The sequence below is a fragment of the Pseudomonas sp. 1L-B-1-E-C1 genome, from assembly GCF_057291835.1.
On record NZ_JBXAWN010000002.1, the window covers coordinates 574,033 to 592,362 of the forward strand.

Genomic DNA, 18,330 nt, shown 5'->3' on the forward strand with positions numbered 1-18,330 from the left:
CATCATGTTCCGCCGTCTCGCTCTACTCGCTGTTGCCGCGCTGCTCAGCGCCTGCGCTGCCAACCAGGTCAATCACGACTTCGACGCCAGCCGCGACTTTGCCGCTTATCGCAGCTGGAGCTGGAAAGACCCGGCCCTGCAATACCGCCCCGATGATCCGCGCATCAAGAGTGACCTGACCGAACAGCGCATCCGCCAGGCGGTGTCCGATCAACTCGATCAGCGCGGTTTGCGCCCGGCCGCTGGCGGCGGCAAAGGTGATCTGAGCGTACAGACCTACCTGATCGTCGAAGATCGTCAGCAGCAGGTGACGACCAATTACGGCGGCGGTTGGGGTGGTCCGTGGAACGGCTACTGGGGCGCGCCGATGTACAACGAAACGCGCAACATCACCTACAAGGTCGCGACCATTCAGATCGACCTGCTCGACGGCAAGGACGGCAAACTGGTCTGGCGCGGCAGCGATGAACAAATGCTCAGCAGCCGCCCGAATCCGGCGGATCGCAGCAATGCCATTCGCGAGACCGTGGCGCGGATTCTGGCGAACTATCCACCGCGTTGAATGAACGGTCCTTTTCCCGCCCGGACGCAAATTCCCTGTAGGAGCTGCCGAAGGCTGCGATCTTTTGATTTTCAGAGGCAAGATCAAAGGATCGCAGCCTTCGGCAGCTCCTACGGTGATTTGCCATGCCAGGAGCGCATTGCCAGCAGCCGCGTCTACACTCACTGTCACCAACGCAGGTAGCTCGGCACTGCGCCGGCACAGGAGTGCGCCATGTCGCGAGGATCGCAATGCAACGGCCCGGCCCGGCAACGCGGGGCGATCGGCCTGATGGCAGCCGCCACCCTGAGCCTGGCGCTGGTGATGATGCTGCTGGTGGTCGACAGTGGTCGCTTGTACATGGAACAGCGCAAACTGCAGCGGGTGGTGGATACCGCCGCCCTCGAAGCGGTCAGTCGCGGCGGCAATTGCCTGCCCGGGCTGACCGCCGCCAGTTACGCCGGGCAAAGTGCGCTGCGCAATGGCTACCTCGTCGATGCCAACAACACCCTCGCCACCACCTGCGGCACCCTGGCCACCGCTGCCAGCGGTCTGCGCAGTTTCACCCTGGATGCTACGCAATCCACCGCAGTCAAAGTCGTCGCCAGCCGCACGGTCACCACCAGTTTTGCCGGCGGTGTGCAGGCGCTGTTCAGCGCCACGCCGGTCAGCCTCAACACCACACTCAATGCTTCGGCAGTTGCCGCCAAACCGCAGCCGACCGTCGCCCAACTGAATATTCGCAGCACCCTCGCCAGCATCGACACGGCGCAGTCGAACATCCTCAATCCGTTGTTTTCCGGGCTGCTCGGCGGCAACGTCAACCTCACGGCGTTGGGCTGGGACGGTTTGCTGCACACCGATATCAACCTGCTCAAATACCTCGATCAACTGGCGATCGACCTCAACGTCGGTGCCGGCAATTACACCCAGTTGCTCAATACCCAAGCGACCGTGACGCAACTGATTCAGGCAGCGGCGACGGTGGTACAACTCAACGGCGCGACCGCGCAAGTGGTCACCGCGCTGGGTCAGTTGCAGGTCGCCGCAATCAACGCGGCGCCGGTCAGACTCGGCGAGATCCTGCAACTGCAAACCGGCACCACGGCGGCGGGGCTGGATGCCAATCTGCAATTGCTGCAACTGGTGCAAGGCGTGGTGCAACTGGCCAACAGCAAGAGCGCGGTGGCGGCGACCCTACCGGTCAATGTGCTGGGGCTGGCCGGTGTCACGGTGCGGGTGAAGGTGATCGAGCCGCCGCAGTTCTCGGCGATTGGCGACCCGGCGCGGGCCAAGGTCGATCCATTGGGACCCGATCGGATTTATGTACGCACTGCGCAGGTTCGCACGCTGTTGTCGGTGAATTTGCCGGTGCTGAACGGGGTGACCGGGTTGACCAATGCAGTCCTCGGCCTGGTCGGTACGTTGACGCCGACACTCAATGCATTGCTGAGCCTGAACCTGGTGGACACGCTCAACTCAGTGCTCTGCCTGTTGGGTGCCGGCTGCCAACAGCTCGATCCGAAGCTGCTGCCCTCACCGCAGATCGACATCGCGCTGGATGCCGGCGGGGCGAAAAGCTATGTCAGCGATTACCGCTGCCCGACCGGCGATACCGACAGCAAAAGCCTGACCGCCACCACCACGACCTCTCTGGCTGATCTCAAGCTCGGCAAGATCGATCCCGTCGCAGCGTTCTCTTCAGTCGCCGAACCAACGGTGGCGCCGTTGCCGCTGGTCGATCTCGGCATCATCACCTGCCACAAGATTCTCGGCATCGGCAGCTGCGATGCCGCCTCCCACGTGCAATACGGCGCCGGTGGCATCGCCCTAAAACTCGACACCAGCGTCGCGCAAACCACGCAGAACCTGCTGTTCTCCAGTACCACGCCCTTCGCCACCCCGGCCAACCTCAAACTACCGCCGAGCCTGCTGCCCGCCGCGCCGACCAGCAACATCGTCGGCAGTCTGGCGAACACCCTGTCCGGGATCAACCTGATCGTCTACAAACCGGTGGGCAGCAATCCGCTGGGCGCCATCGTCACCGGTGTGGCTTCACTGATCAGCGATGTCAGCAACCGCTTGTTGCCGGTGGTCACCGGGTTGATCAGTCCTCTGCTCGATCCGCTGTTGAACAATCTGCTCAAAGGCCTGGGGATCAACCTGATGAACACTGAGGTGGGCGCCAACATGACCTGCGGGCAGACCGGCAAGGCTTATCTGGTGATCTGATCGTCCGTGGCGATCGGCAGTTCGATGCAGAACCGCGCGCCTTCTGCCGAGTTGCGCACGCTCAATTGGCCGCCCATGTTGGCGATGATGCCGTAGCTCACCGACAGGCCCAGGCCGGTGCCGACGCCGATCGGTTTGGTGGTGAAGAACGGCTCGAAGATCCGCTCCAGCAAACGCGGATCGATACCGCCGCCGTTGTCCTCGACCCACAAGCGCACGCTTTCTTCGTCACGCTCGGCGTAGATCGAAATCCATGGCTTGAACGCTGAGTCGCTGTCGCGTTTGCCGAGCAGCGCGTCGCGGGCGTTGACCATCAGGTTGATCAGCACCTGTTCCAGCTGATCGACGTAGCCGCGCACCTGCGCCTCGAAACCGGTCTCGCTGATGCGCAGGTCGACACCTTTACCGCGCATGCCCTCGGCCAGCAGCGACAAAGTGCCTTCGATAGCCTGGGCCGGGTTGAACAGTTGTTGTTCGATTTCCGAGCGCCGACCGAAGACGCGCATGTGGTCGACCACTTTCGCTGCGCGTTGCACCTGGGCATCGATGCGCTTGAGTTTGTCGGTCAGGTAATCGATCTGCACATCACCGTTGCCGAGGCGCTTGAGCACGTTGACGATGGCCATGCGCATTACGTTCAGCGGCTGATTGATCTCGTGTGCGAGGCCGGTGGCCATTTCGCCGAGGGTGGCCATTTTCGCGCTCTGCGTGAGTTGCTGTTGCGAGCGGCGCACTTCGGTGTTGTCGCGGCCCACGGCTTGCACCTCGATCAACTGGCCGCGCTCGTCGAACACGCCGCGATCCGACCACATCCACCAGGCGTGTTCGCGTCCGGGCAGTTGCAGGTTGATTTCCGCAGTGCTCACCGGTTGTTCCGGGGTCAGTTGGCTCAGGCGCTGCACAAAAGCACCGCGCTGTTCCTCGGACATCCAGCCGCCCAGATCAACCCCGGGCAGTTGTTCCGGGGTGCATTCCAGATAAGTCGCCAAGGGTCGGTTGCCAAAAATCAGCGTCAGGTCCGGGCGATAGCGGCAGATCATCGCCGGGGAATCCTCGACCAGAATCCGGTAGCGCTCTTCGCTCTGGCGGACCTGCTCGGCGGCGAGGGTGGCGTCGGTAACATCCAGCCATAGGCCCACTGCCTCCACCGGCAGACCGAGATCGTTGCGCAGCAATTTTGCTTCATCGAGCAGCCAGTGATAGTCGCCACGGCTGTCACGCAAGCGATAACGCGTACGCACCGAACCCTCGCGCAGCAACTCGCGGTTGCGCTGGAAATACAGTTCGCGGTCGTCGGGATGCACGCGTTCGATCAGTGCTGCCGCGTCGCAGTCTTCCAGCGTCCAGCCGAGCAAGGGTTGCAGGCTGGCGCTGAAAAACGCCGGGATCAGCGCGCCTTCCTGATAACGCTGCACATAGATCACCGCCGGCGAACTGGCGATCAGATTATCCAGCCGCGCATGAGCAGCGGCGGCCCGTTGTTGTTGATTCTGGATATCGCTGATGTCGAGCATGAACCCGACCAGACGCCGATGCTCACCCGTGCCGCTGACCTGGCCCTGAATCCGGTACCACGTCGCGGTTGCGCCGACATCCGCACGGTGCAGGCGTACGCTCAGGGTCAGCGCTTCTCCTTGCAGTTGCAGGGCCCGCAAACGGCTGCGCAACTCGTCGCGGTCGGCGGGATGGAACAGCATCAGCCAGTCCTCCACCGACAGCGTGCGGTCGCTGAGGTCCAGTGCCGAGGCCAGCGACGGCGCCAGGGCGATCTGTCCGTCAGCACTGATTTCCCACCAGCCGGTACCGAGCAGGTGTTGCAGGGAATCGAGACGCTCCATCGACTGCACATGGCGCTGCTCGCGCAAGCGGCTGAGCAACGGCCCGGCCAGTGCGCCGGCCAGGGTCAGCCAGTCGCGATCGGTCAGCCATGGCGCCACGTTGTCGACCGTGTAAAACCCGCAAAGCAGCCACGCGACCACGCCTTGATCATTGCTGTAGGGCACGGCGAAACCATTGGCATTGCCGAAGGTGGCTTGCAAACGCGAGTGTTCATAACGGCCCTGCTGGCCGGCGAGGCGTTGCGGCGCGCTGCCGTTGAGGCTGTCCAGCGGTGTGCCCAATGGCTTGCCGTCCTCCCACAATTGTGGAGCGTCATGGCCACGAAACTGTTGATGAATCTGCCAGCCCTGGGCCTGTTCATCGAGCAGCGCCACGGCCAGGCAGGGGATATGCCAGCGCTGGGCGATGGCCTGCAATTGTTCGCCAAGCACCGTCGGCAAACGCGTGAGACTGCATGTGCGCAGATGATCGCTGACCTGCGCGGCGAGGGTCTGGCAGGCGTCGCGATCACGCGATTGCTGACGTTCAAGCAGCAGGTCGGCGATGTCGAGCAGCTGCAGCAGCCAGCCGTCACCCAATGGTTGCACCCAGCCGCGCAAGTGCAGCGGCTGATCATTCAGGCCGGGAAAGTCGAGATCGAGCAATTGCCCGTGCCAGTCCCGTGGCTGACCTTCGATGGTCAACAGGCTCTGCGGCAACAGATAGGCGCTGAGCGGCAACGGTTGTTCGTTGAGTTTGTGCTGGGCGAGCAAATGCCGCAGCGGGCCGGCGATCTGCAACACCTCGCCGTCGCCATTCAAATACAGATGCAGCCCGGTGGGCGGTGCGCCGAGGTGGTCCGGCAGCTCCAGGACAGCGCTGGGCGCACGCTTGAGCAAACGCCCGAAGAGCTTATCGCCGGCGGTCAAAATTGCAGGCTCGAGCGGGCAGTCAGGTGCGTGGGCAGATTGGGCACCGTGCCAATGCCCGGCAGCACCAGAAACGGCATGATCTGATTAAGCTTGCTCACCGGGTAATTGACGCTGACGGTCAGAGTGCCGCTACCCGCGTCGTAAGCCGAACTGGTGTCGACCCCGACCACCAGATTCAAGGCTGAGGGCAGCCATTGCAGTTGTTGGCTCAGCGCGGCATTGGCGGTGTTGACCACCACCGTCGAATAGTTCGGCGTGGTCGGGTCCACCGCGACACTGCGACGTACCGCTTCGGCGGTGGCCTGGTTGAACGATTGCATCATCACGAAGGGCAAGCCGTAGCTGACCAGCCCGTAAAACACCGCGAAAAAGATGATGAACACCAAGGCGAATTCGATCGCCACCGCACCTTTTTGCGACCTGCGGAAGCCGTTTTTCATGCGTGCGTCTACCCTGACAGTCACTGCGTAGTATCAGCATAGAATCATTCAGCCAAAACGGACGGCTTTTAGCAGATGGAGATTTCTCTTGTTCTGATCTGGCTGGCGATCTGCGCTGCGCAGGATGTCCGGCAACGGCGAATTTCCAACTTACTGACGTTGGGTGTGGGCGCGCTGGCGCTGGTCTGGTTGCTTGCGACCGGCAGCACCTGGCTGGGCGCTGACGCGGGGCAGGGTGGATGGGCGTGTCTGATCGCTTTGCTGCTGACATTACCCGGTTATTTTCTCGGCCGCATGGGCGCCGGCGATGTGAAACTAATGACAGCCCTGGGTCTTGCGACGAACGGCATATTCGTTCTTGGCGCTTTTATCGGCGCGGGCGTGGCCAGCGTGCTGTGGCTGCTGCTCGCGCCAAAAGTCTGGCCTCATATGGGTCAAGGGCTTAGAGCGCATCTGCGTCATCTCGCCTCGGACAAGTCAAAAAAGCTGCCATTTGCGCCGTTCGTGTGGGTAGGGGTAGTGCTTTCGCTGTACTGGATCACCTGATCGCGGGGTGCCACTAGTCCTATGTACATAGTCGGAAAGTGGGTCTACTTTCAATTCAGGCGAATACGCCACCAAAGTGCAGGAATCGTCAGCGTTGGCCCGAGCAATGGAGTGGTTCGTGAACAAGCCTAATGCGGTAAAAATCCTCGTGGTCGATGATCAGCCGCTGATCGTCGAAGAGCTGTGTGAGTTTCTTGAGAGCAGTGGCTACCGCTGCGTGCCGTGCGACTCGAGTCTGGAAGCCATCGAGCTGTTCAGGGCAGATCCGGACATCGGTCTGGTGCTGAGCGATTTGCACATGCCGGACATGGATGGCATCGAGTTGATCCAGGCATTGCAGCGGCTGGCCGGCAAGCAGCGGGTGTTCGAGGCGATCATGCTCACCGGGCGCGCCGACAAGCAGGATGTGATCAAGGCGTTGCGTGCGGGGATTGCCGATTACTATCAGAAGCCGATTGATCTGGCTGAGTTGCTCGAAGGCGTGCAGCGCCAGGAACTGGCTTTGCAGGAACGGCAGAAGAATCTGCATCTGGGGCACCTGAATCAGAAGTTGCAGTTTTTGTCCGAGTCGATCGATGACCTTTATCAGGATCTGGACAAGGTGCGGCGTTCGCCCGCGCCGGTGCTGGCCGATGGTGAGCCTGAGTCTGCCGAGATGCCGGCGGTGTTCAATCAGTTGTCGCCGCGGCAGTTGGACGTGGCGCGGTTGGTGGGCAAGGGGCAGACCAATTATCAGATTGCCTGTGAGTTGGGGATTACCGAGAACACGGTGAAGTTGTATGTGTCGCAGGTTTTGCGGTTGACGCATATGCATAATCGGACGCAGTTGGCTTTGGCGCTTTCTCCTGGTAGTTCGGTGGGGCGGCAGCGGGTTACGGCGCATTGACTTGGCGGCCTTTGGGCCGACCATGCTTTGGGTGGTTGGGGTGAATATCCGTTTTTTTGGGTGTTGCGGCTGGCGGTTCCGCCCTTACGGCGGGTCACTTTTGGCAAACGCCCCAAAAGTAACCAAAAGGTCTTCGCCCTGACGTTCGGCCCCTCGCTGGGGCTCGGGTTCCTTCGCTGCGGGATCGATCCTGGCGCAGCGGCTCCGGTTTGCTTCGCTGCACCTCCTTCCGCTGTGTCTGGCTGCGCCAGACGGTCGCTGCGCTCCCACGCCCGGATCAATCCCTCCGCTCAGCCTGCCGACGGGCTCCAAGATCAAAATCTACTCGAGCTTGCGCTCATTGTTGAGTGGTGCGGCTTCGCCGCGGGCAGCTGCGCTGCTTTTGCTTTCTGTGGGAGCGAGCCTGCTCGCGAAGGCGGCCTGACAGCCGACCTGTTCTTAATTGGTACGCGATCCAACTGTAGGAGCTGCCGAAGGCTGCGATCTTTGCTTTTGCTTTTGCTGTTCTGTAGGAGTGAGCCTGCTCGCGAAGGCGGCCTGACAGCCGACCTGTTCTTGAGTGTTACGCAATCCACCTGTAGGAGCTGCCGAAGGCTGCGATCTTTTGATTTTGCTTTTGCTTTTGCTTTTGCTGTTCTGTGGGAGCGAGCCTGCTCGCAATGAGGCCAGTGGGTCCGCCGATAACTCGAAGTCGTTTAAATCTGACGCGAGATAACCAGAACCTTCCCACAAGGTTTTCAGGTTGTCCGTCGGACGTCGGGTCACTAGTCTCTGGCTGTCGTCGAACCTTCGGCGATCGGGTGTGAGAACCCTGCTACTTATGGTCATCCAGTATCTGTGCACGCATAATCGCCGCCAGCTTGTCCGCTGTCTGCAATGTGTCATGGCGGCTGTGTGCGGGCAGACTTCGGTCTGGCCGGGTGTCCATAACCGGTATTCTCACCCCGCATACAGTTGCCACCTTTTGCCCCGTGAGAATGGCATTGGGTCGCACCGCAGATTTTGGAGAGCCGTTTCAATGGACAAACTGATTCCAGACCCACCCCCATCCCCCACCACCCCGCTCGAAGACGCCATGCGCGCCGACGATCTTGTGAAAAACCGCGAAGCGATAAAACGCGCGCTGGATTTCTATCTCTGCCCCGAACCCGCAAAGCCGCACCCGCCCAGCACGCTGTTCATGGTGGTGCCCAATGTCGATACCGAAAGCCTGTTGGCGCATGCCTGTGAGTCGCTGGCGTCAGCGAGTGCGATGGCGAGTAATTTCGCTGGTGAGTTGAGCGGGTTTCAGCGCAGCACGGCGTTGGCGATTCAGCAGATTGTCATGCTGGCCGAGCTGGCGGTGAATCGGGCGCTGGATCGGGTTGATCCGCAGACTTGAAACCGCGTTATCGTTCTTCGCGAGCAGGCTCGCGCCCACAGAAAGCACGCGGTCGACTGTGGGAGCGAGCCTGCTCGCGAAGGGGCCCTCAAGGTCATCACCAAACTAATTCTTGCTCTCAATCTTCCCGCCCGCATCCGGATCGTAAAAATCCGGAATCTCGTACTGGTATTTCTTCAGCCAGCGCTGCATCGCCAGTTCGCGTTCGGTGGCGGTGGCGCTTTGGGGTTTGGGTGAGGCAGCTTTGTTGCGGCTTTGCAGGAGCAGCCAGCCTTCGGTTTCCTGCTGCTGCGCAGAAGCAGGGCCGGTGTCGATGGCGTGGGCGCTGAGGGGCAGGGTAAGCAGGGTCAGGTAGCACAGGCCTTTGCGGATGTTCATGGCTGTCTCCTTATTCGAGCGTCGGCGGTAACGGGTCGATGAAGGCGGCGACGCGGTCGCCGGGTGTGGCTTTGGCGTGGGTTGGCGCTTTGAGTTTTTCCGCGCGTTGCTGCGCTTCGGAAAATTGCTCCGGGGTCAGTTTCGAGCGGCTGACGATTTCGGCGGCTTGTGGCCAGTCGTTCTGGTAGAGCAGCAGGGTGACCATGTTCAGCGTCGCCAGTTGATTGTTCTGGCTCAGTTCGATCGCGGTGAGGAATTCGAATTTCGCTTCGTTGAGACGCAGTTGGTTGAGGTAGACCACGCCAAGGTCATTGCGGATTTTCTCGTCGGTGGGTGCCAGGCGTGCGGCGCGTTGCAGGTGGGCCTGGGCCTGGCCATTGTCGCCACGGGCGGCGTAGACCTGGCCGAGGCCGTGTTCGGCCTGGGCGGTGAGGCAGCCGCCGAGCAGGCTGCGGTAGAGCGGTTCTGCCTCGCTGCGACCGAGCAGGCGATAGACCTTGGCCTTGCGCAGGCGCACTTCGCTGAGGTTGTCCGGCAGGCTTTGCAGGTTGGCCAGGCTGGCGTGGAGCTTGCCGTCGCTGGCCAGATCATCGGCGAGGTTCAGCGACAGTTCCTGCTCCGACGTGAGTTTGCTGCAGCTGGACGGCGACAGCAGCGAAGTCCACGGCGCCTGGCCGTCCGTGGCACAGCCTCCCAGCAATAACAGACTTGCCATGACTATCAGTACTTTCATCAAACGCTCTCCATGAGCCAAGGTCAGTTTGCGAAGGCGCGGGCAATGGCGGTGAAGCCCGGGCCGGCCAGTACTATCAGCAGGGCCGGAAACAGAAACAGCATCATCACCACCGACATCTTCGCCGACATTTTCGAGATGTATTCCTGCAGCCGGGTCAGGCGTCGGTCATCCAGTAATTGCTTGAGCGCCAGCAGCGATTTCATCGCGCCGCCGCCCTGGTGGATCAGTTGCTGGAGGATCACGCAGGTGTCGGTGAATTCGTCCACCGCGAGCATCACCGCGGTCTTGTTCAGCTCCTGACCCAGATCCAGACCGGAGTCGACGCGGCTGAGGATCTGGCGCAGTTCGCTGGTCAGCTCCGGCAGCAGTTTTTGCGCCTCGACGCTGAGCACGCGCAGAGCTTGTTCCACCGCCATGCCGGATTCGAAGAGGATGCGCAGCAGCGGAATGAACGTAGAGATTTCCACGGCGATGGTTTTCTGCCGGCGCGCGGCGGCGTAGGCGAGCAGGCGTTTGGGCAATAGATAGCCGCCGCCAGCAGCGAACATCGGCGCCATCCAGCGGTGGCTGGTCTGCGGGAAAAACACTTCCTGCAGAAAGATCGCCAGCCCCAGAGCGAGCAGCGGCGTGCCGATCTGGCAAGCGGCGAAGAGCGCGCGTTCGTTGGCGCGGCGCCAGCCGAGGCGGCCGAGCAGGGTCTGGGTTTCGCTGTCGATGCTCACCGAGCCCCGGCCGAAACGGCTGTTGCCCAGCGCACGCAGCCAGTGGCCTAAACGGTTTTCCCGGACCAATTGGCCCTGCAAGCGCTGATGCACCTGACGCACGCGGCGGCGTTCGGTGAGCAGGTGATTGCCCAGCAATAACAGCGAACCGAGGAACAATAACAGCGCGGCGAGCCAGACCATCTCAAACGCTCCGCAACATGCGCCACAGCGCCAGACTGCCGAGCACCTGCAACACGGCGGCGCTGAGCAGCATGGTCTGGCCGCTTTCGTCCTGCCACATGCCGAGCATGTAGCCGGGGTTGGTCAGCATGAAGTAACTGACCAGAATCAACGGCAGCAAACCGAGCACCCAAGCAGTCATGCGCGTTTCCCCGGTCAGCGCGCGCAACTGCCGCGCGCCCTGGTCGCGCTCGCGGATCAGTTTGATCAGGTTCTCCAGCAGCTCACTGGCGTTGCCGCCGTAGCGGTGGTTGACCTTCAGGCCGAGGGCGAACATACGCAGTTCGTCCTGCTCGTAGAGTTCGGCAAAATCGCTGACGGCGTCAGGCAAGTTCACCCCCAGTTGCACGTTGCGCTGCACCCGGCCCATGGCCGCTTTCAAGGGATCTTCACTGGCTTCGATGGCGCCCAGGACTGCGTCGCTGAGGGTGCGCCCGGACTTGAGGCTGCGCACGGTGTGGTCGAGCAGTTGCGGCAGTTGTTCGATCATGCGGCGAATCCGTTGCCGGTAGCGAATGGCGATGTACAACCGCAACGCCACGGGCGGGACGAGCAACATGATCAGCAGACCGACCCAGCTGGCGAGCAGAAATCCCAGGCCCATTGCCGCTGCCCACAGGCTCAGCCACAGACCGAAACGCTCGCTCGGCCGACCCAGTCCAGCACGTAAAAACATCCGTTCCAGTCCCACCCACCTGGTCTGCTCGACGGTCAGTTGCGGTTGCCCGGCGGCGAGGCGATTGAGGACTTTTTCCGTCGCGGTCTTGCGCAGTCCTTGCAGGAACAGATAGATCGACAGCCCGAGCAGCATCAGGCAAATGACGATAAGAATGATCGGTCCCAGCATCTGTGTGCTCCTCGCCGTCAGCCCAGGTGAGCGTCGTGGCGCAGCTTGTCGCCGGCCGGGTTGACCGCTTCGCGAACAAAGCCGAAACCGGTGCGGCGGTCGAGGCGGAACAGGGTGTTGGTGACGTAGACGTCCTCGCGAATGCCGACCACTTCCACCACTTCGCTGACGCAGCGTCGGCCATCGGGCATGCGTGTCAGTTGAATGATCACGTCGAGGGCGGCGCAGATCATCTGGCGCAAGGTGCGTTCGGCAATCGAACGCCCGGTCAGCCCGACCAGTGTCTCCAGACGCAGCAGCGCGTCCTGAGCGTTGTTGGCGTGCACGGTGCTCATCGAACCGTCGTGGCCGGTGTTCATCGCGGTGAGCACGTCGACCACTTCGACGCCACGGATCTCGCCGAGAATGATCCGGTCCGGGCGCATGCGCAGGGCGTTGCGAATCAGGTCGCTGGCCTTGACCTCGCCGTGGCCCTCGGCATTGGGCGGGCGGGTTTCCAGACGTACCACGTGCGGATGGCCGAGTTGCAGTTCGGCGACGTCTTCGATGGTCACCAGCCGTTCGTGCGGGTTGATCAGTTGGCTGAGGATGTTCAGCAGCGTGGTCTTGCCAGTGCCGGTGCCGCCGCTGATGAGGATGTTGCAGCGCTTGCCGACGGCGTTCTGCAGGAATTCGAAAATCGCCAGATCGATGGTCTGCATCGCCATCAGGTCGGTGCTGTTGAGCATGTCCTTGCGAAACTTGCGGATCGACAGGCACGGGCCGTCGAGGGCAATCGGCGGAATGATCGCATTGACCCGGCTGCCATCCGGCAGGCGTGCATCGACCATCGGTGAGGACTCATCGAGGCGGCGGCCGAGCGGCGCAAGGATGCGTTGCATGACCCGTTCGACGTGATGCGCATCGATAAAACGCAGATCGCTCTGATGCAGTACGCCGTCGCGCTCGATGAACACCCGGTGCGGGCCGTTGACCAGGATTTCCGTCACCGACGGGTCGCGCAGCAGGACTTCCAGCGGGCCGAATCCGGTGAGTTCGTCGACGATTTCTTCGCCGAGGCGCTCCATCTCGTAGCGCGAGATCGCCAGATGCAAACGCGCGATGTATTCGGCGACCTTGTCGGTGACGAACTGCGCCAGTTGCTGGCGCGAACCTTCCAGCAGGTTTTTCCCCGACTCCTCGATGGCGTCGATGATGTAGCGGTGCAAAACCAGTTTCAGGCCTTCGTGATCGCTGTTGCCGATCGCTCCGCGTGGCGTAGCGCCAAAGAGTTTTTCTGCGCTCATGAGTTACCTCGCAGACGATCAAACCAGGTGACTTTCGGTTTGCTCAGGCCTTCGGAACGCTTGGCCAGACGTTCGCCGAGGGCGCGCAGGCTCTGGGTAAGTTTCTCCCGCGGCGCCAGTTCGAACAGACTCACGCCCTGGTTTTTCGCGTTCAGGCGCACGTCGGGACTGAACGCCAGCACGGCGATGACTTGCAGATTGAAGGTCTTGCCCAAGGTCTCGGAGTCGGGTGCGACATTGCTCAGGTAACGATCAATCAGCAAGCGCCCGTGCTCGAGCTTCATGCCTTTCTCGCGCCACTGGTTGAGCACGGCGAGGTTGCGTCGGCAATTGAGCACGTTCTGGTCGGTGTACCACAGCAGCTTGTCGCAATGGCTGACGAAGGTGCGCAACGCCTCACTGTCGGCCTGTCCGGTGAGATTGACGACGATGTGCTGGAAGTGCTGACGCAAAGCGCTGAGCAGCATGTACAGCTCGGCGGCACTGGTGGTTTCCAGCGGCTCGTCGGTGCTGGCGTAGGCGAGAATGCGCAGGCCGTGGTCAGCGCTGGTGAAGGCGCTGTCGATCAGCGTGGCGTCGAGGCGGCGCAAATGACGCAGGGCATCGCCGAAGTGAAACGAACTCTCCAGCCCCAATAATGCGAGGCTGTCGCCACGGGGCAGGCCGAGGTCGAGCAGCAGGGTTTGCTGGCCGCTCTTCTGCACCACCATGGCCATGTGATTGGCGAGCAGGGCGCCATCGGAACTGCCCTGCACGCCGTACATCACGGTAAGCCCGCCGAGCTGCGTGTTGGGCGCGACGGCGGGCAGGCGTTTGCTCAGGCGCCGTACCAGACCGGCGACTTCGCTGGAGCGTGAGCCATAGGCGACGAAATCCCGCGCGCCGGCGCGCATCGCATTGAGCACCAGTTGATTGTCCATGCCGTCGCCGAGGGCGACGATCGCCAGCATCGGCTTGGCTTCCAGCGCACCTTCGATCAGCGCACTTTGCGCCACGACGTGCTCACGATCGAGGCCGACGAACACCAGATTGGCGAACGTCACATCGACCAGCGCGAGCAGTTCGTCGAGGCTGCCGGCACCGGCGCTGACCACCTGGCCCAATGGCGCGAGGGCGCTTTGCAGCCATTCCAGATCGGTGCTGTTGCGGGTGATGGCGAGGAAGGTCTGACTGAGGTTCTGGTTCATTGCGACAACCCGCTGCGCTTGTCGAAGTTACCGTTCTCGAGGAAGAACATGCGATAGAAGTTGGGGTCGTAGTTGCGCAGTTTCTCGCCCGGCAACGACGGCAGGCGCGCGTCCGCCGCCAGTGGCTGGACCAGATGCGGGGTGACGATCATCAGCAGCTCGCGCTCTTCGCGTTTGATCTGCGAGCCTTTGAAAAATGCGCCCAATATGGGGATGTCGCCAAGGCCCGGAAACTTGTTCACCTGCGAGCTATTGCTGGTGCTGATCAAACCGCTGATGACAAAACTCTCGCCATCGCCCAGCGACACACTGGTGTCGGTACGGCGAATGGTCAGCGCCGGAACAGTGGTGCCGGCGATGTTCACCGCGTTGGCAAAATCCAGTTCGCTGACCTCCGGAGCGACCTTCAAAGCGATGCGGTCGCGGCCGATGATGGTCGGCGTCAGGGTCAGGCGGATGCCGAATTCCTTGTACTCGATCGACACGCTGTCACTGCCGGAACTGGGTACCGGAATCGGAATTTCGCCACCGGCCAGGAAGCTCGCACTCTGCCCGTTCAGCGCCACCAGACTCGGACGCGCCAGGGTGTAGGCGAAGCCGCTGGTTTCCAGCGCATTGATGATCGCCATGGTCTTGCCGCCGACCCAGGAAAAATTGAACAGCGAGTTATCCACCGGCAGCCGAGGCTGCGGCACGCCGTCGATCGGTGGCAGCGTGCCGGGCGAGCCGAACAGGAAATTGCCGCGGGTGCCGATCAGTGACGCGGTGGCTTCCTTGAGTTTGGTGCGGCTGACTTCGACGAAACGAATGTCGGTCTGCACCTGCGACGGCAGGGTCGGATCGTCCGACGGCACGCTGCTGGTCAGCGCCGTGGTCGCCGCGCCCTGGACGAAGACCATGGCTTGCTGTGGCTGCGCCGAGCAGGCGGTCCAGACCATAAGGCTGGTCGCGCCGGGGCCGACGCCAGTGAGCAGAAAGGACGAACCGCCATTGGCATGCACGTCGGCAATTTTCGGATCGCCGACCGCCAGCCGAGTGATTGCCACCGGTGACTGCATGTCCTGCTGGAAGCCTTCACCGATCTCGATCACCGAGGGCAGGCGTGGCAGTGCCGAACAGTTGCCGACCGCCGCGAGGGCGCTGTCCATCGACAATCCCAACAACAGCAAGGCCCGGAGCGCCGGTTTCAATGTCGGTCTGAGTCGACTCTGCATGCACCTGAATCCTTGCGCAGTCATGGGGTTTGTTGGCTGATCTGGTTGCCGCGAATGATTTCCACCGCAGGCCTGGGCGCCGCGCCGGCACTGGCGCTGGCAGGTGTCCTTTGGGCGCTGCCCAAGGCGAGTTGGGTGAACTGGAAAAGCTGGCTGTTGGCGCGATCCAGATGCGCGGGCGATTGCGTTTCGCCGGCCCAGTATTTCGCCAGCCGTTGTTCTTCGCTGCTGCGCACCGCGAGACGCAAAGTGCCGACTTGAGTGGCGAGCATCAGGCGACTGAGCAGTTGTTCCGGCACCGCCAGCACCACGGTGCGTGCGGCCAGCCGGCGTTGATCCTGCTTGATCTTTTCTTCGGCGCTGAGGTTGGGCGATGCCGGTTGGCCGTCATTGGTCAGGCCGTAGTGATCGCCGATCCCGAGCACGCGCAAGGCCGGGACGGCGATCTGCGCCGACTGCTGCAGGTTGCTCGCATCCTCACGCAGGTACAGCAGCACATCGACGTAATCCCCCGGCAGCAATTGCCCGGCGCCACCGATCACTTCATCGACGGCTACGGTCAGTGCGCGTTCGTCGCGCCGAATCATCCGCGCCAGCGCGCCGCCGGCCTGGAAGCTCTCGTCGTTGAGCCAGGTGCCGGCGCCGAGGTGTCGCCATGGCGTACGGCCCACGACTTGTTCGACGCTGCTGAGGCTGCCGGCCGGTGCGCTGCGCAACTTTTCCACGGTGACATCGGCGGCGGTCAACGGCGTGAACGGCGGCACATCGTGAAGCAGCACCACCACCGGTTGGCGGGTCTGGTCTTCGGCAATCGCGACAGTCTGTTCAACACTGACCGTTGGCGCTACGGGTGCCTCGACGACCGGGGCCGGCTGACGACTGAGCACCAGCCCCCAGTAACCGACAAAAACCGCGCCGAGCAACAGCAACGCGGCAAGACCCATGGTGACGCGACTGTTCATGACGGCTCTCCCTTTCCTGCTGCACAACCGACTGCATTTGCTTGCGAAAGGCGTACTGATTCGGCAGCTATGAACATGCAACTATTTCGCTATTTCCAAGCTAGCTGATCCAAGCAAAAGCGCCATTAATGACAGGCAAATAAGCCAGCAAAGTAGGAGTCCTGGCCTATTAACAGCAGGGAATGGCCGCGCCCCGCTGGAACTAATGCTTTGTGATTAATGCGTTCTTACAGTTGTTGGGCGGGGGTTTGTTGACAATGCTCTAGTGGCACGGTGGAACCATGCCGCGGTAGTGATGTCGGCGCCAGAGGCGCGAAGGAGTGGAGCTATGTTTCGTATGACTTTCGATTATCTGCTGGCCAAGGCTCGGGCATTTGCCAGTAGCGAAGAGGGCGCTTCGGCGATTGAGTATGCAATCGTGGTGGCGATGGTTGCGGTGGTCGCCGTAGTTTTCGTGACACCGATCGGGGCGAAGGTGCTGGCGATTTTCAACTCGGTGTTGACCTCGCTTGGCGGTACAGTGCAAACGCGTCCGACTATTTGATTGCTGTCCTTTCCCTTTTCAATGTCTGTGCGTAAGTGACAGGTGCGCTCAGGCATTGACGGGATCTGGCAGCGTCCGACTCGGTCGGCGCAAGGAGAATATTCGAGATGCTGATCCAATTCAGACGCCCTGATTGATGTGCCGGTCGCGTCCGGTCAACAGCGCGCTACACTGAGTTTTACTTTCAGTATTTCGGGGCTGCCCATGAATTCTCCCTCGCTGCCGCGCCAAGAGTTGCTTCTGGTTGACGATGAAGAGGACGCGCTGCTGGAGTTGGCGGAGTTGCTGGAGGGGGAGGGGTTTGTCTGTCATACCGCGACGTCGGTGAAGCTGGCGTTGCATCATCTGACTCGGCGTCCGGATATTGCCTTGGTGATTACTGATCTGCGCATGCCGGAGGAGTCTGGCATGTCGTTGATCAGGCGGCTGCGTAAGCATACGTCGCGGGAGCATTTGCCGGTGATTGTGATGTCGGGGCATGCAGATATGGAGGATGTCAGCGATATGTTGCGGTTGCAGGTGCTGGATCTGTTTCGCAAGCCGATTTATCACGTTCGGTTGTTGGAGACCCTGGATAATCTGTTTCCCAAGCCTCGGGTTCAGGCTGGGTGAACTCGGCGGCCTTTGGGCCGACCGTGTTGGTGGGGGTTTGGGTGAATATCCGTTGCTGCGGGTGTTGCTGATTACGGTTCCGCCCTTACGGCGGGTCACCTTTTTCAAACGCCGGAGTGCCGGCCCAGCAAAAAGGTAACCCAAAAGGCTTGCTCCTGCGTTCGGCCCTCGCAGGCTCGGGTTCCTTCGCTCCGGGACTGATCCGGGCGCAGCGGCTCCGGTTTGCTTCGCTGCACCTCCTTCCGCTGTGTCTGGCTGCGCCAGACGGTCGCTGCGCTCCCACGCCCGAATCAATCCCTCCACTCAGCCTTCCGACGTCGCCCGTGGATCAAGATCAAAAACGGTACTCGAGCTAACGCTCATCGTGTAGGAGCTGCCGAAGGCTGCGATCTTTTGATTTTTATTTTACTGTTCTGTGGGAGCGAGCCTGCTCGCGATGGCGGCCTGCCAGCCGACCTGTTTCTCACTGAACACCCACGATCAAAACTGTAGGAGTGAGCCTGCTCGCGATGGCGGCCTGCCAGCCGACCGGTTTCTCACTGAACACCCACGATCAAACTGTGGGAGCGAGCCTGCTCGCGAAGGCGGCCTGCCAGCCAACCTGTTTCTCACTGAACACCCACGATCAAAACTGTAGGAGTGAGCCTGCTCGCGAAGGCGGCCTGCCAGCCGACCTGTTTCTCACTGAATACCCACGATCAAAACTGTAGGAGTGAGCCTGCTCGCGATGGCGGCCTGCCAGCCGACCGGTTTCTCACTGAACACCCACGATCAAAACTGTAGGAGTGAGCCTGCTCGCGATGGCGGCCTGCCAGCCGACCGGTTTCTCACTGAACACCCACGA

17 protein-coding genes are annotated in these 18,330 nt (G+C 61.6%); 7 read left to right on the top strand and 10 right to left on the bottom strand.

Annotated elements, in window-relative coordinates; genetic code table 11:
* The first annotated feature begins 4 nt into the window (after nucleotides 1-4).
* Together AC0Z4S_RS06165 and AC0Z4S_RS06170 are read left to right on the top strand one after the other, a co-directional pair.
* Entirely contained in the window at nucleotides 5-562 is a 558-nt protein-coding gene (locus AC0Z4S_RS06165; RefSeq protein WP_310403750.1) for a DUF4136 domain-containing protein, read from the top strand.
* Nucleotides 563-775: 213 nt separating this feature from the next.
* Complete coding sequence (locus AC0Z4S_RS06170) at nucleotides 776-2,773, top strand: pilus assembly protein TadG-related protein (RefSeq protein WP_485622418.1); 1,998 nt, start codon at nucleotides 776-778, stop codon at nucleotides 2,771-2,773.
* Here AC0Z4S_RS06170 and AC0Z4S_RS06175 read toward each other — a convergent pair.
* Together AC0Z4S_RS06175 and AC0Z4S_RS06180 are read right to left on the bottom strand one after the other, a co-directional pair.
* The gene (locus AC0Z4S_RS06175) at nucleotides 2,758-5,520 is read right to left on the bottom strand and encodes a PAS domain-containing sensor histidine kinase (RefSeq protein WP_485622419.1); all 2,763 of its coding nucleotides are present in this window, start codon (nucleotides 5,518-5,520) and stop codon (nucleotides 2,758-2,760) included. The genes AC0Z4S_RS06170 and AC0Z4S_RS06175 overlap by 16 nt on opposite strands.
* Nucleotides 5,517-5,963 (bottom strand): TadE/TadG family type IV pilus assembly protein, encoded by a 447-nt coding sequence (locus AC0Z4S_RS06180; protein WP_485622420.1) that lies wholly within the window; start codon nucleotides 5,961-5,963, stop codon nucleotides 5,517-5,519. The genes AC0Z4S_RS06175 and AC0Z4S_RS06180 overlap by 4 nt, the downstream gene beginning before the upstream one ends.
* Before the next feature lie 75 nt (nucleotides 5,964-6,038).
* On the opposite strand from AC0Z4S_RS06180, the gene AC0Z4S_RS06185 reads away from it, so the two are divergent.
* The 3 genes from AC0Z4S_RS06185 to AC0Z4S_RS06195 all read left to right on the top strand — a co-directional run bounded on the left by AC0Z4S_RS06185 (nucleotide 6,039) and on the right by AC0Z4S_RS06195 (nucleotide 8,776).
* On the top strand, nucleotides 6,039-6,509 hold the full coding sequence (locus AC0Z4S_RS06185; protein WP_485622421.1) for an A24 family peptidase: 471 nt from the start codon (nucleotides 6,039-6,041) through the stop codon (nucleotides 6,507-6,509).
* Between the two features lie 118 nt (nucleotides 6,510-6,627).
* Nucleotides 6,628-7,395, top strand: a complete 768-nt coding sequence (locus tag AC0Z4S_RS06190) for a response regulator (RefSeq protein ID WP_485622422.1) — start codon at nucleotides 6,628-6,630, stop codon at nucleotides 7,393-7,395.
* Between the two features lie 1,018 nt (nucleotides 7,396-8,413).
* A complete protein-coding gene (locus AC0Z4S_RS06195; protein WP_076565574.1) occupies nucleotides 8,414-8,776 on the top strand; it encodes a DUF6124 family protein in 363 nt (120 codons plus the stop codon).
* Nucleotides 8,777-8,881: 105 nt separating this feature from the next.
* On the opposite strand, the gene AC0Z4S_RS06200 is transcribed toward AC0Z4S_RS06195, so the two are convergent.
* Genes AC0Z4S_RS06200 through cpaB form a run of 8 tightly spaced genes read right to left on the bottom strand, consistent with a single transcriptional unit; the run spans nucleotide 8,882 to nucleotide 16,330 of the window.
* Entirely contained in the window at nucleotides 8,882-9,154 is a 273-nt protein-coding gene (locus AC0Z4S_RS06200) for a DUF3613 domain-containing protein (protein WP_252873835.1), read from the bottom strand.
* 10 nt (nucleotides 9,155-9,164) lie between these two features.
* Nucleotides 9,165-9,887, bottom strand: a complete 723-nt coding sequence (locus tag AC0Z4S_RS06205) for a tetratricopeptide repeat protein (RefSeq protein ID WP_485622423.1) — start codon at nucleotides 9,885-9,887, stop codon at nucleotides 9,165-9,167.
* Nucleotides 9,888-9,910: 23 nt separating this feature from the next.
* Nucleotides 9,911-10,795, bottom strand: a complete 885-nt coding sequence (locus AC0Z4S_RS06210) for a type II secretion system F family protein (RefSeq protein WP_485622424.1) — start codon at nucleotides 10,793-10,795, stop codon at nucleotides 9,911-9,913.
* A gap of 1 nt (nucleotide 10,796) precedes the next feature.
* Complete coding sequence (locus AC0Z4S_RS06215; RefSeq protein WP_485622425.1) at nucleotides 10,797-11,681, bottom strand: type II secretion system F family protein; 885 nt, start codon at nucleotides 11,679-11,681, stop codon at nucleotides 10,797-10,799.
* Nucleotides 11,682-11,698: 17 nt separating this feature from the next.
* On the bottom strand, nucleotides 11,699-12,967 hold the full coding sequence (locus AC0Z4S_RS06220; RefSeq protein ID WP_485622427.1) for a TadA family conjugal transfer-associated ATPase: 1,269 nt from the start codon (nucleotides 12,965-12,967) through the stop codon (nucleotides 11,699-11,701).
* Nucleotides 12,964-14,154, bottom strand: coding sequence for a CpaE/TadZ family protein (locus AC0Z4S_RS06225; RefSeq protein WP_485622429.1), 1,191 nt, complete (start codon nucleotides 14,152-14,154; stop codon nucleotides 12,964-12,966). The genes AC0Z4S_RS06220 and AC0Z4S_RS06225 overlap by 4 nt, the downstream gene beginning before the upstream one ends.
* On the bottom strand, nucleotides 14,151-15,368 hold the full coding sequence (locus tag AC0Z4S_RS06230; RefSeq protein WP_253498770.1) for a type II and III secretion system protein family protein: 1,218 nt from the start codon (nucleotides 15,366-15,368) through the stop codon (nucleotides 14,151-14,153). The genes AC0Z4S_RS06225 and AC0Z4S_RS06230 overlap by 4 nt, the downstream gene beginning before the upstream one ends.
* A 20-nt stretch (nucleotides 15,369-15,388) precedes the next feature.
* A complete protein-coding gene (gene cpaB / locus AC0Z4S_RS06235) occupies nucleotides 15,389-16,330 on the bottom strand; it encodes a Flp pilus assembly protein CpaB (protein ID WP_485622431.1) in 942 nt (313 codons plus the stop codon).
* 337 nt (nucleotides 16,331-16,667) lie between these two features.
* Between cpaB and AC0Z4S_RS06240 the strand changes: the two genes are divergently transcribed.
* A complete protein-coding gene (locus tag AC0Z4S_RS06240) occupies nucleotides 16,668-16,874 on the top strand; it encodes a Flp family type IVb pilin (protein ID WP_485622438.1) in 207 nt (68 codons plus the stop codon).
* A gap of 204 nt (nucleotides 16,875-17,078) precedes the next feature.
* On the top strand, nucleotides 17,079-17,486 hold the full coding sequence (locus AC0Z4S_RS06245) for a response regulator (protein WP_485622432.1): 408 nt from the start codon (nucleotides 17,079-17,081) through the stop codon (nucleotides 17,484-17,486).
* The last annotated feature ends 844 nt before the right edge of the window (nucleotides 17,487-18,330 follow it).

Coding starts and splice junctions, on each gene's coding strand:
- AC0Z4S_RS06165 (WP_310403750.1), top strand. CDS start 5: ATGTTCCGCCGTCTCGCTCTACTCGCTGTTGCCGCGCTGCTCAGCGCC.
- AC0Z4S_RS06170 (WP_485622418.1), top strand. CDS start 776: ATGTCGCGAGGATCGCAATGCAACGGCCCGGCCCGGCAACGCGGGGCG.
- AC0Z4S_RS06180 (WP_485622420.1), bottom strand. CDS start 5,963: ATGAAAAACGGCTTCCGCAGGTCGCAAAAAGGTGCGGTGGCGATCGAA.
- AC0Z4S_RS06185 (WP_485622421.1), top strand. CDS start 6,039: ATGGAGATTTCTCTTGTTCTGATCTGGCTGGCGATCTGCGCTGCGCAG.
- AC0Z4S_RS06195 (WP_076565574.1), top strand. CDS start 8,414: ATGGACAAACTGATTCCAGACCCACCCCCATCCCCCACCACCCCGCTC.
- AC0Z4S_RS06200 (WP_252873835.1), bottom strand. CDS start 9,154: ATGAACATCCGCAAAGGCCTGTGCTACCTGACCCTGCTTACCCTGCCC.
- AC0Z4S_RS06205 (WP_485622423.1), bottom strand. CDS start 9,887: ATGAAAGTACTGATAGTCATGGCAAGTCTGTTATTGCTGGGAGGCTGT.
- AC0Z4S_RS06210 (WP_485622424.1), bottom strand. CDS start 10,795: ATGGTCTGGCTCGCCGCGCTGTTATTGTTCCTCGGTTCGCTGTTATTG.
- AC0Z4S_RS06215 (WP_485622425.1), bottom strand. CDS start 11,681: ATGCTGGGACCGATCATTCTTATCGTCATTTGCCTGATGCTGCTCGGG.
- AC0Z4S_RS06220 (WP_485622427.1), bottom strand. CDS start 12,967: ATGAGCGCAGAAAAACTCTTTGGCGCTACGCCACGCGGAGCGATCGGC.
- AC0Z4S_RS06225 (WP_485622429.1), bottom strand. CDS start 14,154: ATGAACCAGAACCTCAGTCAGACCTTCCTCGCCATCACCCGCAACAGC.
- AC0Z4S_RS06230 (WP_253498770.1), bottom strand. CDS start 15,368: ATGCAGAGTCGACTCAGACCGACATTGAAACCGGCGCTCCGGGCCTTG.
- cpaB (WP_485622431.1), bottom strand. CDS start 16,330: ATGAACAGTCGCGTCACCATGGGTCTTGCCGCGTTGCTGTTGCTCGGC.
- AC0Z4S_RS06240 (WP_485622438.1), top strand. CDS start 16,668: ATGACTTTCGATTATCTGCTGGCCAAGGCTCGGGCATTTGCCAGTAGC.
- AC0Z4S_RS06245 (WP_485622432.1), top strand. CDS start 17,079: ATGAATTCTCCCTCGCTGCCGCGCCAAGAGTTGCTTCTGGTTGACGAT.